General features: G+C 41.4%; 14 protein-coding genes. All 14 read left to right on the top strand.

The window, feature by feature from the left end:
- The first annotated feature begins 10 nt into the window (after positions 1 to 10).
- The 14 genes from G7Y42_RS05250 to G7Y42_RS05185 all read left to right on the top strand — a co-directional run bounded on the left by G7Y42_RS05250 (position 11) and on the right by G7Y42_RS05185 (position 15,994).
- Positions 11 to 787, top strand: a complete 777-nt coding sequence (locus G7Y42_RS05250) for a sulfite exporter TauE/SafE family protein (protein ID WP_165005087.1) — start codon at positions 11 to 13, stop codon at positions 785 to 787.
- Between the two features lie 105 nt (positions 788 to 892).
- Entirely contained in the window at positions 893 to 2,551 is a 1,659-nt protein-coding gene (locus tag G7Y42_RS05245) for a DNA mismatch repair protein MutS (RefSeq protein WP_165005089.1), read from the top strand.
- Between the two features lie 234 nt (positions 2,552 to 2,785).
- On the top strand, positions 2,786 to 3,721 hold the full coding sequence (locus tag G7Y42_RS05240) for an ABC transporter ATP-binding protein (protein WP_165005091.1): 936 nt from the start codon (positions 2,786 to 2,788) through the stop codon (positions 3,719 to 3,721).
- The gene (locus G7Y42_RS05235) at positions 3,714 to 4,484 is read left to right on the top strand and encodes an ABC transporter permease (protein WP_165005093.1); all 771 of its coding nucleotides are present in this window, start codon (positions 3,714 to 3,716) and stop codon (positions 4,482 to 4,484) included. Before G7Y42_RS05240 ends, G7Y42_RS05235 begins: the two co-directional genes overlap by 8 nt.
- Positions 4,485 to 4,920: 436 nt before the next feature.
- Positions 4,921 to 5,895 (top strand): tRNA-dihydrouridine synthase, encoded by a 975-nt coding sequence (locus G7Y42_RS05230; protein ID WP_165005095.1) that lies wholly within the window; start codon positions 4,921 to 4,923, stop codon positions 5,893 to 5,895.
- Between the two features lie 162 nt (positions 5,896 to 6,057).
- Positions 6,058 to 7,107 carry a zinc-binding alcohol dehydrogenase family protein gene (locus tag G7Y42_RS05225; protein ID WP_165005097.1) on the top strand — a complete coding sequence of 350 codons (1,050 nt, stop codon included), beginning with the start codon at positions 6,058 to 6,060 and terminating at the stop codon, positions 7,105 to 7,107.
- Between the two features lie 542 nt (positions 7,108 to 7,649).
- Complete coding sequence (locus G7Y42_RS05220) at positions 7,650 to 8,534, top strand: Rgg/GadR/MutR family transcriptional regulator (RefSeq protein WP_165005099.1); 885 nt, start codon at positions 7,650 to 7,652, stop codon at positions 8,532 to 8,534.
- Positions 8,535 to 8,905: 371 nt separating this feature from the next.
- Complete coding sequence (locus G7Y42_RS05215) at positions 8,906 to 9,301, top strand: hypothetical protein (RefSeq protein ID WP_165005101.1); 396 nt, start codon at positions 8,906 to 8,908, stop codon at positions 9,299 to 9,301.
- Positions 9,298 to 9,561: a hypothetical protein gene (locus G7Y42_RS05210; RefSeq protein ID WP_165005103.1), complete on the top strand. Its 264-nt coding sequence runs from the start codon at positions 9,298 to 9,300 to the stop codon at positions 9,559 to 9,561. The genes G7Y42_RS05215 and G7Y42_RS05210 overlap by 4 nt, the downstream gene beginning before the upstream one ends.
- A 42-nt stretch (positions 9,562 to 9,603) precedes the next feature.
- Positions 9,604 to 9,999 carry a hypothetical protein gene (locus tag G7Y42_RS05205; RefSeq protein ID WP_165005105.1) on the top strand — a complete coding sequence of 132 codons (396 nt, stop codon included), beginning with the start codon at positions 9,604 to 9,606 and terminating at the stop codon, positions 9,997 to 9,999.
- A complete protein-coding gene (locus tag G7Y42_RS05200) occupies positions 9,999 to 11,258 on the top strand; it encodes a lipase (protein WP_165005106.1) in 1,260 nt (419 codons plus the stop codon). Before G7Y42_RS05205 ends, G7Y42_RS05200 begins: the two co-directional genes overlap by 1 nt.
- Before the next feature lie 250 nt (positions 11,259 to 11,508).
- Positions 11,509 to 11,802: a WXG100 family type VII secretion target gene (locus G7Y42_RS05195; RefSeq protein ID WP_002310516.1), complete on the top strand. Its 294-nt coding sequence runs from the start codon at positions 11,509 to 11,511 to the stop codon at positions 11,800 to 11,802.
- 287 nt (positions 11,803 to 12,089) lie between these two features.
- A complete protein-coding gene (gene esaA, locus G7Y42_RS05190) occupies positions 12,090 to 15,488 on the top strand; it encodes a type VII secretion protein EsaA (RefSeq protein WP_165005108.1) in 3,399 nt (1,132 codons plus the stop codon).
- Positions 15,485 to 15,994: a hypothetical protein gene (locus tag G7Y42_RS05185; RefSeq protein WP_165005111.1), complete on the top strand. Its 510-nt coding sequence runs from the start codon at positions 15,485 to 15,487 to the stop codon at positions 15,992 to 15,994. The genes esaA and G7Y42_RS05185 overlap by 4 nt, the downstream gene beginning before the upstream one ends.

Here is a 15,994-nt window from a genome sequence, read left to right as displayed (position 1 = left end):
GAGGGATGAAATGATCGGTATTCTTTACTTTTTGGTGATCATCGCGGCCAATACGATCGGGGCGGTTTCTGGAATGGGAGGTGGTGTGATCATCAAACCGGTACTGGACTTTATCGGTTACCATTCTGTTGCGGCTATTTCGTTTTATTCGACAGTTGCTGTATTCACGATGTCTATTTCTTCGACTGTGCGTCAGCTGAAGAGCGGTCAGAAAATCAGATTTGATATTGTGTTGTGGGTCTCTTCTGGAGCAATCGCAGGTGGGATCGTGGGGAATCTTCTATTTGAGCAGCTGCTGCGTTTTTTTGATGATGAGACAACTGTCCAATTCCTGCAGATCATTCTCACGATCGCATCGCTGATCTTTGCCTTTCTTTATACAAGGAATATTTGGAAAGGGTTCCAGCTGTCTTCATTTTTCAGTTATCTTGTGTGCGGGCTGATCTTAGGCTTTTTAGCGAGTTTTTTGGGGATCGGGGGTGGTCCGATCAATGTATCGCTACTGATGCTGATGTTCCATTTCAAAATCAAAGAAGCAGTGATTTATTCCATTTGTACGATCTTCTTTTCACAGCTAGCTAAGCTGGTGTCGATTTTTCTAGGGAGCGGTTTTGCTCAGTTTGATTTATCGATGCTGCTTTATATTGTTCCAGCAGCGCTTTTAGGCGGCGTATTGGGGGCCTATCTCTCAAAATTCTTGTCTTCTGAAAAAGTAACATTTGTTTTTCAAGGAGTGATCCTGCTAGTTTTGGCGATCAATATTTACAACGCAGTGAATTTGATTTGACGAAATCTCTGCTTCAATAGTGTCCTTGCTTTTTTTGAAAGCCCTTTTCAAATGTCCGTTCAGTGATATACTTAGAATTATCCTGTAGTATGAACGGAGAAAGTTATGAGTTCAAAAGAATTTATCCTCTTGGCGATCCTCTCAGCGATTGTTTTACTGATTGCTTTGGATATTGCCTCACGACAAAAGTTGAAGCGAACGGTGCGGAACAAATGGGGGAAGCTTCCTTACCAGCCTCGGTTCGATAAAGAAGAAAGTTTGAAAGAAGCTTGGCTGACAGAAAAACGATTCCATTCTTGGGATAGCGAAATCGACGATCTTACTTGGTATGATCTGGATATGTTCGAAGTGTTCGAAGGCGTCAACCACACCTATTCTAGCGTAGGCTCAGAAGCATTATACCAGCGTTTGAGAAGCTTTGACTTTGGTGAAGACCAGCAGTTAGAAAAACTGATTGCTTTTTATCAGGAGAATCCTCACCTGAGAGAAAAAATCCAATATCAATTTGCACGTTTAGGGAAAAAAGATCATAATTTTGCGAAGCAATATCTCGCCGATGGACAGAGCAAGAAAATCGGGCATGTCGCTTTGTATACGTTATTGGGCTTGCTGCCCTTATTTGGAGTAGGCTTGCTTCTTTTGGGACAAGTGATAGGGATCTATCTGGCGATCGGCAGTTTAGTTTTCAATACGATCTATTATCAGATAAAAAAACAGACTTTAGAAACCGAGTTGAATAGTATGAGTTATCTCGTCTCTACGGTTTCGACAGCGAACCAGCTGGCAAAACTAGCTACGCCACTTCAGAAAGAATTACAGCAAAACACAAAACCGTTGGCGAAGATCCCGCAATTCGGCTTTTCCTTTCGAATGAAAAGCGGAAGTGAAGCAGAGTTGATTTTCGAATACGTGAATATCATGTTCATGCTGCCGTTTATTTCGTATCATTTCGTTCTCACCAAGTTGGAAAAGCATTCAAAAGAAGCAATCAGACTGTGGGAACTGCTGGGAGAACTGGAAGTTGCAGCTGCCGTTTTGAATTATCGCACCTATATGCCGATCACTTGCCGTCCGGAATTTACCGAAGGCGGTGTGACAGCGAAAGATGTTTATCATCCGTTATTACGAGAAGCAGTGGTCAATCCAGTCGATTGGCAAAAAAACACCTTAGTGACCGGCTCGAATGCATCAGGGAAATCCACCTATGTCAAAAGTATCGCAATCAGCTGTATCCTAGCGCAAACAATCCAAACAGCGGTTGCCGAAGAATTTACACTGCAAGCTGGACATGTATTGACTTCCATGGCGATCGAAGATGATCTATTCGAAGGGGACAGTTACTTTGTATCAGAGATCAAATCCATCAAACGTCTACTGGATCAAGTGGCTTCAAAAGAACGTTGCTACTGCTTCATCGATGAGATCTTGAAAGGGACGAATACGATCGAACGGATTGCTTCGTCAGCCTCAGTCGTCAAATGGTTATCTGACTATCCTTCTTTAGTGTTTGTAGCGACACATGACATCGAACTGACAGAGATTTTGAAGAATCATTGTGAGAATGTCCATTTCGAAGAGCAAGTTACAGCAGAAAAAGGCATCAGTTTCGATTTCAAATTGAAACATGGACCGTCAAGAACCCGAAATGCGATTGCTTTGCTGAAAGTCTTGGGTTACCCAGATACTTTAGTGGAAACAGCAAAAACGGAAGCCGCGTCATTTGATGAAAAGCGGCAGTGGCATATATTGGGAGAAACGAAGTGAGTTTAAATATTCGTTTGAGAAAGGGATGTGACAAGAGTTTTGTCACACCCTTTTTGTTGTACTTATGATAATAATTCTTGAACTGCGATTTGTTTTTTCTAAAAAGTACTCCGTCTTCGCCCAATCGATGACTTTCTTTTTATCGGAGATTTTCTGCTGAAGCCAAGTTGTTTTTTCATCTGCTGCGATCCATGATACAATAAAGAATCATGTCTATAAGGAGATAGGTAGTAAATGGCAAATGCGCTTGAAATAAATAAGTTAAAAAAAGTCTACGGCAGTGGGGTCGAAGCACTGCGCGGGATCGACTTGACTGTAGAAGAAGGTGATTTTTACGCACTATTGGGTCCTAATGGTGCTGGGAAATCCACGACGATCGGGATCATCACTTCTCTGGTCAATAAAACTTCTGGGAAAGTGAACGTTTTTGGTTATGATCTGGATAAGGATCTAGTACGCGCGAAGCAGCAGATCGGGCTGGTACCGCAAGAATTCAATTTCAATCCTTTTGAAACAGTCCAGCAGATCGTTGTCAACCAAGCGGGTTACTATGGAGTTTCTCGTAAAGAAGCATTGAAGCGAAGCGAGAAATATTTGAAGCAATCCAACTTGTGGGAAAAACGGAATGTACGCGCACGAATGCTTTCAGGCGGGATGAAGCGACGACTGATGATCGCCCGAGCATTGATGCACGAGCCTCGTTTACTGATTTTAGATGAACCGACTGCAGGTGTGGATATCGAGTTGAGACGCGAAATGTGGGAGTTTCTGCGAGAGCTGAATGAAAAGGGGACGACGATCATATTGACGACCCATTATTTAGAAGAAGCAGAGATGCTTTGCCGTAACATCGGGATCATCCAGTCTGGTGAACTGATCGAAAACACGAGTATGAAGGAACTTCTGTCGAAACTGCAATTTGAAACATTTATCTTCGACTTGGCTCCTTACGATCGAAAACCTGAAATCAAAGGCTACAAAAGCACCTTTGAAGACGAGCAGACGATCGCTGTAGAGGTCGAACGGGATCAGGGAGTGAACGGGGTATTCGACCAGCTCTCGGAACAAGGGATCAAAGTCTTATCGATGCGGAACAAGTCCAATCGTCTAGAAGAACTGTTCTTGAAAATCACAGAAGAAAATCATCATGTGGAGGAAAAAAATGTTTAGCCTGTATTTTACTGCTTTAAAAAGCTTAGCGATCAAAGAAACGAACCGATATCTGCGTATCTGGGTCCAAACACTGGTACCACCAGTGATCACAACTTCTCTGTATTTTGTTATTTTCGGGAAGATGATCGGAGGAAGGATCGGGGAGATGGGCGGCTTCTCCTATATGGAATTTATCGTGCCCGGATTGATCATGATGTCTGCGATCACTAGCTCCTATGCCAATGTTTCTTCTTCCTTTTTCTCTCAGAAATTCCAGAAAAACATCGAAGAGATCTTAGTAGCTCCTGTACCGACACATGTGATCATCTGGGGGTTCGTCATTGGCGGTGTCGGGCGCAGTATCTTGGTTGGTTCACTGGTGACGATCATTTCTCTCTTTTTCGTCCCGTTACATGTCTATTCCTGGTTCATGGTGATCATCACGTTGCTGATGACAGCTATCTTATTTTCATTAGCAGGGTTATTAAACGGGATTTTTGCCCAGTCTTATGATGATGTGTCGATCGTGCCGACATTTGTACTGCAGCCTCTGACATATCTTGGTGGGGTATTTTATTCGATTTCGATGCTTCCACCGATCTGGCAAGCTATTTCAAAGGTCAATCCGATCGTTTACATGATCTCTGGTTTCCGCTATGGGTTTCTTGGGACGATCGATGTTCCGATCGTCACTTCATTGACGATCCTCATTCTTTTCATCTTGGTCCTTTACGGCGTCAGCTGGTATCTGATTGATCGGGGAAGAGGATTGAGAAGTTAAAGAGGTTTTGAAAAAATAGTTTAGAGGGAGCTGTGACAAAAGACTTGTCGTAGCTTCTTTTTTTCGAATAAACGGTGTTCCAACTGCTGCTTCTCGGCAATAAGTTCACTGAACAAGAAAATATGAGGAGCTATTTTCTGTTCAGTGTCCTTATTCCTTAAAACAGAACGTAGTTGTCACAACCTCTATACACGGTGTTCAAAAGCTTGCATCTGCGGTAATAAGCCCAACCAAACGAAAAATATGGAGAACTATTTTTGTTTGGCTGTTCTTATTACTTGATGCAGGACAGCTTTTTCACAACCTCTTTTTATCTTAACAAGAAGTGTCTTCGAGCAGTACGCTTTGCTTCTTTTTTTGTTTCCTAGTATAATGACAATGTTTTTGAGGGAAATCGGGACTTCACTGCTTGATAGAATGGAGAGTAACGGATAGCATGACAACAAATTTTTGGAAAGAGCTGCCAAAGCCTTTTTTTGTATTAGCACCTATGGAAGATGTCACAGACGTTGTGTTTCGGCATGTAGTAAAAAATGCGGCAGCGCCAGATGTTTTCTTCACTGAATTTACAAACTCGGACAGTTTTTGTCACCCAGACGGAAAAGACAGCGTACGGGGACGATTGACATTTACGGAAGATGAACAGCCAATGGTCGCTCATATCTGGGGTGATAAACCGGAATTTTTCAAAGAAATGAGTATCGCCATGGCAGAAATGGGCTTTAAAGGGATCGATATCAATATGGGCTGCCCTGTTCCTAATGTAGCAGAACGCGGAAAAGGAAGCGGACTGATCCTTCGTCCGGAAGTAGCAGCTGAACTGATCGAAGCAGCGAAAGCAGGCGGTCTACCGGTGAGTGTGAAAACCCGGATCGGCTATACCGAGATGTCTGAGATGGAAAACTGGATCAGCCATCTGCTGAAGCAAGATATCGCAAATCTTTCTGTCCATTTGCGTACACGCAAAGAAATGAGCAAAGTAGATGCACATTGGGAAGTCATCCCTAAAATCAAGGCTTTGCGTGATCAGATCGCACCGCAGACCCTTCTCACGATCAATGGGGATATCCCGGACAGACAGACAGGCGAAGAACTGGCTGAAAAATATGGCGTGGATGGGATCATGATCGGACGAGGCATCTTTAAGAATCCTTATGCATTTGAAAAAGAGCCGAAAGAACACACAGAAAAAGAATTGATCGGTCTGCTTCGCTTGCAGCTGGACTTACAGGATCATTATTCCGAGATCATCCCGCGTTCGATCACAGGGCTGCATCGATTCTTCAAGATCTATGTCAAAGGGTTCCCAGGTGCCAATGATTTACGTGTCCGATTGATGAATACGAAATCGACCGATGAAGTTCGCGGGATATTGGACGAATTTCAACAGGAACATGCCGAATTATTTTGATCATGATCATTTTTTTTTGAGGATCAGCACGTTATCCAGCAAGGGGACGGGCTGGTTCTTTTTTTGCGTGGCGAGAACAAATAGTTTACTTTAAGTAAGAACGTATTTAAGATAGAGACAAGTTCGATCGATGTACACATTCACTGGAGGAGGAAGAGAACGATGGCAGAAAATGAAATGATGAAAGTGATCGGTTTTTATGAAGGGTTGCCTATTGACGAAGCGCACAGTTTTATAGATGAAAAGGAACAACTGCCGAAACCAAGCGAGCATGATCTATTAGTAAAAGTCAAAGCTGTATCAGTGAATCCGGTAGATACAAAGCTGCGCCAGGATACGAAAAAAAGGAACCAGCTTCGTATCTTAGGCTTTGACGGCGTAGGGGAAGTCGTCGCACTCGGAGAAGCCGTCGAAAATTATTCAGTTGGTGATCGCGTATTTTATGCAGGTACAACGACGAGAGCAGGTAGCAACCAAGAATATCAGTTGATAGATGAACGAATCGTTGCACTGGCTCCGAAAAATTTAACGGATGAGGAAGCCGCTGCATTACCATTGACTGCTTTGACGGCATACGAATTGTTATTCGAAAAATTCGGACTGATCCCAGAAAAAAATGCCAATCAGAAAAAGAGCCTGTTAGTCATCAATGGTGCCGGTGGAGTCGGTTCGATCCTGAATCAGCTAGCGCACTGGGCGGGACTAGAGATCTATGCGACTTCAAGCCCAGAAAACTTCGAATGGTTAAAAAAATCCGGCGTAGATCATCCAATTGACTACCATCAAGATTTAGGTAAAAGTTTCCGTGAATTAGGAGTGGAACAAGTCGATTATATCGCCGTATTGTTTGATATCACTCGTTATTTTGAACAGATCAAACATCTTATCAAACCATTCGGACATGTTGGGACAATCGTAGGGATCCAAGAACCGTTGGATATAGGTATCTGGAAAAATAAATCAGTCAGCTTCGACTGGGAATACATGTTTGCTAAAACGGATTATGGCTATGAAATCGAAACACAAGGAAAAGCGCTGACACTCATTGCGTCTCTCGCAGAACAGGGTATCGTCAGCACCACCTTAAGCAAAGTCTATTCAGATGGGATCAACGCAAAAAATCTGAAACAAGCAACCAAAGATGTCGAAACCGGTCATATGCTAGGGAAAGTCGTTATCAGCGGGCCGTTCAATGGAACAAAAAAATACTGATTGCAAGTAAAATCAGTCTATTTTGATAAAAAGAGGTTGTGACAGAAGTGGTCAGCTTCAAGAAATAAGAAGGAATTTACGAAAATTGCTTCTCAAATTTTTGTGAAATTTCGGCTTATTTCCGAAGAAGCTACTTCTGGAACACCGTTTATTCGGGAAAAGGGGCTATGACAAGATTTTGTCACAGTCCCTTTTTTTGCTATTTATCTAAAAAAATGGGATCAGCTATATTTAAAATAACAAATATAATATAATTTATGTGTGTATTATTCTTTAATTAGTGGTTTTTACTAAAAATAAAACAACGGTTATGATTAATTTTTTTTAAGAAATAGGACAAAACAACAATAGATGCCTATGATTAGAACATGTAAGTTTCTCAGATGATTTGTTTTACCTGTGGTGTGAAAAGGATCATCTATCAGAGTTTGTCTGCTTTTAACGAAATCGAAATTCGGCGGAGCGATCAAAACAAGCTTGGAAAGTACGAATAAATGGTGTCAAGATGTATGATGCAAGCAATATCATAAGGAGTCGATGATATGGAAGTCTGGGAAATTATAGAATATGTTAGGAAACAAAAGGGAATGTCCGTTGCAGAATTATGTGGTGAAGAAGTCAGCCGGTCGGTGTATGAACGGTTTGTAAAAAACCATGCCGATACGACAGTGAGCAAGCTCACCTATTTTTTGCAGAGATTGAATATGGGCTATGAGGAATTACGAATCTTCAACTATCCTCCAGATACCTCTTCACGCAAGCAGATGATGAAAGAGATGGACTTGGCATTTATGAGCCGAGATACGAACGAATTGCAGCGGATCATCGAACTATGTGAAGCAAAAGAAAACATGACGCAAAAAGAAAAACATTTAGTCAGCTTATGCAAACTGCTGATTGCCCGATTGATGCAAGAAGAAATCGATGTGACAGAATATGAAGTGTATCAATATCTTATCGATGCACAAACATGGACGCATTATGAATTGATTCTGTTCAACAACTGTATGTATGCCTTTGATCCGATCTTTATCGATCTACTGCTTGATAAAGCACTGCTCAGTATCACTATGTATCAGACGAGTCAGGAAGGAAAACGAGAGACTTTTCGAATGCTAGTCAATGCGATCATTCATTTTATCCAAAACCACCAGCGGGGATTAGTCTGGAAATATATCTCGAAACTGAAAGAAGTGCATTTGGAAGAAGATCTGTTTTTTGAACGAAACCTTCTTTTATTTCTAAATGGGATCTGGGAAATGATCAAAGGAAACAAAAAGGGGCAATCGAAAGTAAAGCAAGCGTTGGCTATTTGCCGACAGTTAGGCGCGCATCATCATTACAAGATGAACTATGAATTGATCCAGTGTGTAGAAGAAATGTACGCACTGGACTTTGAATTGGAAGAATCAGATATAGTGAAATGATCGGGAGCAGTTCACCTCTTTCTATGAGAGATGTGAACTGCTTTTTTGTTGGGGAACTTTTTGGATGCTGCTTGTTATCTCATACAGAAAAATGTCTTGGAATAATGAAAATAAAGGACAAAAAAATGCAAGTATTAAAATAACGTGTCGTATACGACACAACATGTTCGTAAATGCTACATTTTGATCACAGAGACAAAAAATAGTTTATGATGTACGCGTAATATTCTGTTTTTTTATGAGAAGAACGAAAGAAACATTTGATGTGTAAGGTTTGAAAAAATTTCAAAAATAAAAAAATTCCTGCAAGCTTTCGCGTACTTAAATAATGAAGACATCCATATGTACATAAAAAGAAAGGAGGCATGTCCTTGCCCCGGAAAATAAGGAAACTCAGCTTAGTCATTTTGATGATAATCACTTTAGGGATCGGAGGGAAAGTCTATATGGACAAAAGAGAAGAGCAAAAAAAACAAGATTTACTCGCAGTAGAGAAGCAGTCAGTCAAAGTTCTGAAAAACACCTTTGCGGATATCAAGGAAGTGAAGATTAATGAAGCAGGAAAAAATGAAAAAACTGGTTCTTACGGAATGTATATAACGCTAACAACTATTAATAACGAATCAGTATCTTTCTCATATACGTTTTGGAAAGAGCAAAACAAAATCGGGAGTTATAGCATAGAAAATAGAAACATACAAAAAAAAGGGATCACTAAAGAAAAAGTAAAAGTTACTTATACAAATAAAGAGGAGAAACTAGTTTGACTATAACTGAAGAATTCTATAGGGAGTTAAGTGACAAGGCTTATTGGCTAGATCCTAAACATTCAAAATATGAGCCTAATTTAAAAATTAATAGTGAGTGGGATTTTGCAGGTGTTGAATTTAAAATCCTAAAAATCAAAGAAAATTCTTCTTCGAACGGCATGCAGGCGATGGCTGTTGACCCGATTATCCATGGCAAGGTGGAGAATAAGAATTTCAAAAACAAAAAAATTCCTGCGAATTTTCGCGTACTTAAATAATGAAAGTGTCCGTCCGTACATAAAAAGAAAGGAGGCATGGCCTTGCCCAAAAAAATAAGGAAACTCAGCTTAGCTATTTTGATGATAATCACTTTAGGGATCGGAGGGAAAGTCTATATGGACAAAAGAGAAGCACAAAAACAACAAGATTTACTCGCAGTAGAAAAGCAGTCAGTCAAAGTTCTGAAAAATACCTTTGCGGATATCAAGGAAGTGAAGATTGAAAAATCTGCTCGAAATGAAATGACGGGATCATATCGGATGTTTGTGACAATGATAAATAAACATAATGAATCTGTTTATTTTACGTACGGCTTTTGGAAAGAACGAAATGAATTAGGAGATTATGGCGTAGAAAATGAAAGTATACAAAAAGAGGGCAGTACAGTAAATAAAATCAGAGTAATTTTTTCTAATAATAAGGAGGAATATATTTAATGATAGTAGACGAACAATATAGTGTTATTAGTGAAGCTGTTTACTGGTTAGATCCTAAACATAAATACTATGATCCTACTTATAAGGAAAATTCTATTAAAAAAATTGGTAGTTATAATTTTAAAATCCTAAAAATCAAAGAAAATTCTTCTTCGAACGGTATGCAGGCGATGGCCGTTGCCCCAATCATTCATGGCAAAGTGGATATTTCCCAAGTCGTCATCGCTTTTGCCGGCACCAACCAAGCAGATCTCAAAGATTTGGAGACAGACGTCCGAAGTGTCATGAATCTTTACGGCAATCGGCCTTTTTCTAGCGATCTTGAAAAAAGGATGGCAAATACGCTGCTTCATGTCACTGGATTGAAAACAGCCGGACAAGTGGATGCCGCTGCAGCCTTTGCTGAGGAAGTCCAAAAGAAATATAGTCAGGCAACGATCTCCACTACCGGTCATTCGTTAGGCGAATTTCTAGCACTTTATGTAGCGAGCGAAAACCAATGGAAGAATGTCGGCTTCAATGGGCCGGACCCATACGAACTCTTATCGCCAGAAGCAAAGAAATGGGTGGAAGAAAATCCCGGAATGCTCACCAATTACCGGAATCGTGCCGATTTTATCGGCAACTTCGGAGGCAATGGGACTGGCGCTGAAATCAAAATCGGCATGAACATGGGCTTTCAAAATCCGCTCGCTTATCATTCGCTGAGCGGCTGGACATTCGATCAGGAAGGACAACTGATCGTTCCCGACCATGAAGCGAATGCACTTGCTCGCCAGAAGCAGCAGGAAGCACAAGCGATGTCCTTATTTACGGCAGGGATCTCAGAGCTGGAAATCTTACGGAGAACCTTCACTGCTAGCGGCGGGCAATTGTCCAGTAATGAAAAGATCTATCTAGAGGATACGCAAGCGTTGCTGGTCGCGGAAAATTTATCTCAGACGATGAAACGTGCCATGGAACGAGTGATCCGGATCAATCAAGACGGGATCGAAGCCTTGGAAGAAAACTGGCGGGAAGGGCTGAAGCGTGCTCGCTATGTCGCGCCTGCGTTGAATGAGCAGGAACTATTGGAAGCGTTGGCAAGTGTTGGGGCGACCAGAGAAAATCTAGTCGATTCCCCGAAAGAAATGTATCAGCTGCGGATCGATAAAGCAAAAAAGATGGGTGAATCCTTTGATGGACTGATCCAGGAAATCAAAGCAAAAATCCATGAGATCGTAGACCGTGATCGGGAATTAGCCCGGCAATTAAGATAATCAGATTTATAGTAAATCAAAGGTGTTTGTTCAGAAAAAACGGGATTTTTAGTAAAAACATCACTGACCGCTTTTTTCTTAAACAAAAATATAAGTAAAAGGAGTGAGATTCTCTCAAAGCAGATAAAAATAAAATAACGTGTCGTATACGACACAACATGTTCGTAAATGCTACATTTTGACCACAGAGACAAAAAATAGTTTATGATGTACGCGTAACAAAAATAACTTTTTCTTAGGAGGAACAAACATGGCAGGAGCAATTGCAGTCACACCCGAACAGTTAAAATCACAGGCGAAGGTCTATCAGCAGGCAGCATCTCAAATCCAAGATGCGATCAGAAAGGTCAATTCCATGAACCAGCAGATCGCTCAACAATGGAAAGGGCAAGCCTTCCAAGCCTATTTAGAGCAATACAATCAGCTGGAAGGAAATGTCAAACAGATGGAGCAGTTGTTAGAAAGCATCAATCAACAGTTGAACAAGTATGCTGATACTGTAGCAGAGCGGGATCGTCAAGACGCTGGCTCATTTGGATTTTAAGCAAGGAGACAATAAGAACCATTCATTTTTTGATGAAGTTTCGCTTCTCACTGAAAATCTGAATTAGCACATGAAGTCAGATCCAGGAACAAGAAGAGGCTAGGATTCGATAGTTTTCTAGCCTCTCCTCACTGTTCCTTCTTTTGTCTAAGCGCGAGCCAGTAAACCATAAGCACTAAGGCCAATTTTTGTACAAACTTTCGAAGAAGTTTCTGCAAAAATTTGCCTTACTGCATAGAGCCAAATGTTTTTAACCGCCATTTATTTTAAGGAGTGGAAGAGTTCAGATGTTAACTGATTTTAGAAGGAACATTTCATTGTTTCTAACAATTGCCGCTAGCTTATTCTTACTGCTTTTCTTTCTTTATTTAGGATTCAAAGATGACAATGTCACGATCAGTACAACCGATCCTACAGGAAAAATGCAATATGCATTAGTCAATGAAGATAAAGGAGCAGTCTTTGAAGGCAAAAATTATTCATTAGGTTCAGATTTTGTGACATTGATCAATAAGGACAGTAAAAATCGCTGGGAAACCACCACTCGAAACATCGCTACAGCTGGTGTAGAAAGCGGTCAATTTGATGCGCAGATCATCATTCCCCAAAATTTTTCTGAAAAATTACTATCGCTGCAAAGCATCAATCCGGAAAAAGCACTGATCGAATATCAAGTTCGAGATGGACAAAATGAGATCACGAACCAAATGATCCAAGACAATGTCAACACGATCTTAACTGATTTCAATCAGCGGATCATCCAGATGTATTTTTCAAGTATCGTCGGGAATTTATTTGAAGCACAGCAAAACGTGAATCAAATAGCCGGAACACAGGTAAACTATCAGACGACCTTGGAATCATCTATCTACAGTCCATTCAAAGAAATCCCCGGCAATTATACGAATGTGCTAGAAACAGCCAGTCTTTTAGATACAGATAATCAGACTTTTACCGCGCAGCAGCAAGCCTTTGTCCAGTCGGTCAAAGAATTGCTGGATAGAAACAATCAAGGATTAGAAGGCGGCAGCAGATCGACTGAAACAGTCAAAGAATCGGTCGAGGACTATACGAAGCAGGCAAATGAACAACTGAAAGAATCGATCAGACAATTCAATGATCAAGTAGAGATGCAAAAAAAGCAGCTCAACGAACAATGGGAAACAGATACAGCAGACTATAAAAAGCAGCATGATCGATTGACGGAAACGGTCTTGACCCAGCTAGGTGATTTTTATACCAGCAAGGAACAAGAAAGCACAGGTGTGTACGCCGGATTTCTATCAGAATCGGTTCTTTTCCAAGAGACACAAACAAAAAGGATCGCAGAACTCCAGGCAGAAATCGCTGAGCTAAAAGACCAGACAGAACAGCTGACCCAGCTGAAAAGACAGATCGCTGCGACTTATTATAACGATCCGGCAGCTACACCTGATACAGCAACCACCGAGCAAGTGAAAACAGCTATCCTCCGGCTGATCTCCAATTTGGGAGGAGATATGCCCAAGTTGAACGCTGATTACCAAGGAACTCTGGAGGCATCATTGGCTCAGATTCCAGACAAGAGTTTGGAACAGTTAGTGGACGAATTAACCAAAAAGCAGGTGATCACCCCTGATCAAGCTTCCCTATACTTGGATGAACTGGTGATCGTTCGAAAATACGCGAATGATTTGAACAAGCCATTGGGAAAAGAGGTCCATTTCACATATTTAGACCCTAGACAAGAACATCCTGAAATGATCGATATTCCGCAGCAAACAGTCACTTTTTCCTTGGACCCGACAAAAGAGAATACCTATTCGCTCCAATTACCAGATGCTTCGCAAGAACAAGTCAGTGTGATTTTAGATGGATCCAAGCTGCAGGAAATCGAACAGTTAGTGAATGGTGAACTGAATCCTTATCGCTATCAAACTGCGATCATCGAACATTCAGATCATCATTTTACATTCGCAGCACCTGAAAAGATCGAAGAAACGGAAGAAAGTACGCAAGATTCAACAGAAGAACCGCAAGAAAAAGAATTGCCGAAACAGGTGACATTCACGGTCAACCTGCCGATCATCTGGCATCTGAACTCAATAGAACAAGCGACAGCTTACAATGAACTTCACTATTCATGGGGCAGGAACGAAACGGTCCAAAGCGATCATCACTATGCAGTCTATCTCCCGATGGATCAGCCACTGATCGATGATTTGCCTAAAATTCTGACACATCTCCAAGTACTGGATACTGCTGCGCAGCAAATCGCGACTCTTTTCGGCAATCCGAACCAGTCGTTATCAGTCCAATCTTACGCTGCCATGATCCGCGCATCAGAAAACCAAGGGAAAACCGTTCTGGAATTAGCCAACGACCAATCCATCTATCGTCGGTATGACAATATTACGAATGACGAAAAACAAACAGTCATTACCGATAAATTATATGAAGAATACAAGAAAACAGGAGACAGGATCTACAAGGACACCGAGACTCAGATCAATCGCCTGCAAGCGGTCATTGGAAATGAAACAGATCAGAATAAAGAAGAAGTCAGCCCTACGCTTTACGGTACATTGAATCTGATGACCGTCCCGGGAAAACTGCTACAAGAAGCCGATAAATTGAATCGCTGGTTCACGGATGCCAACCGTCAAATCACGGAAACATACAATGCATGGGGCGAAACAGCAAAAATCGAAGCCGTATCAGTGGTCAATGAAGAAAATCCGCATCCTGAAGAAAACGAGACGAAACAAATTGCCAGTCAAACAAACTTTTTAGTCGAAACGATGCAAGAACTGATGCGTTCATCCAAAGAAACGGCTGCTAGCACCGAGAAATCTGCTGCAGAAGTCAAAGATATCGCACCCGTAATCGAAGAATTGAAAACAACGACAGCTAATGTCCAGACAAATGCAACAACGATCCTCACCAATCTGGATCAGTCGATCAATCAATCGAAACAAACGACGAAAGAAAATGAAGAATATGCAAAAACCTTTGAAAAAGTGTTGTCGAACACGAAAAACGGCGGAGCAGACAACACACAAGTCTTCCATTTTCTGTCACGGCCGATCCAAGGAAAAGGCGTATTCGGGCAAACCAGACAAATCTCATTAGTTCCTTATTACGCAACATTGACTGGCGCGATCCTGCTTATGGTCGCAGGACTTTCATTACTAGGATTTATGAAAAAACGCAAAGTGACAGAAGCCGATCTGATGGTTCAGCCGACAAGGATGTGGCTGAACGTTCCTAATGTCTTCCTTCTTTCACTTGTGACGATCTTACTTGCCGGTTTTTATGCTGGTACCACCAGTGCAAGTGCTAGTACAGCGAATCGCTTGATGTGGTTCAGCTATGCATTTTTGACCTTTGCCAGCATGCAGCTGCTTGTTACAGGATGTCTACGGCAATTCAAGAAACTCACCTTATATGGTTACGGCATCGTTTTAGGATTGTATTTCATACTCACGCCGTTACTAGGAGTTACGGTCAAAGCAGGTTCATTCACTGAGTTTCTCTACCGGCTATCACCGCTTCAAAATATTCAAAACGGTTTTACAGTGCTGCTGAATGGCGGACGTATCAGTTGGATCAGTTATCTTATAGTCGTCATCCTTCTGGTTTTAGGGCTATTTTTGAATCTCATCGTTCTTCCTGAAGAACAAGATAGAAAAGAGCGTGAATCATGAAGAAAAAGAGAAAAATCTGTTGGATCATCGTTTTTTTGAGTGTCCTTTTTCCTGTTAGCTATGACGGAACACGTGTGCATGCTGGACAAGGGGCTCTTACAATCAACAATCAGGTAATCTATGAGGATCAGCAAGCGGAAGAAGGCGGAAATGAGGTCTCGTTTGCCATCAACGACTTGTTTTTAGCGGAGAAAGAAGCGGTGGATCAGCAATTGAAAGCAAAACAAAAAGAACTGGTCTCAGCTGCGCAGGAAAAAGTATTTTTTGAGAAACCGGCTGAGCCAGAAGCGCTTGACCAAAAAGTAATGCCTTATCTCTTCAAAGAAGGAACTGCTGTTGCTCCAGTCCAAAGCACTTCTTCTTCGGCTATGCAGCAAATGAAAGTAAATCAGCTAGTCACCTTTAGCGGTTATGTTCTGGGCGGAAGCCTATGCATAGGAGCAGGTCTATTTTTAGGAAAACAACTAACTTATCACAAAAACAAAAGGAGCAGGAGTGGCGAATAA

Origin of the sequence: Enterococcus sp. ZJ1622 (genome assembly GCF_011038845.1) — a bacterium.
GTDB lineage: Bacteria > Bacillota > Bacilli > Lactobacillales > Enterococcaceae > Enterococcus_B.
Note: the sequence above shows the minus strand (reverse complement) of the source record. Positions and strands in the feature narration are given on the sequence as shown.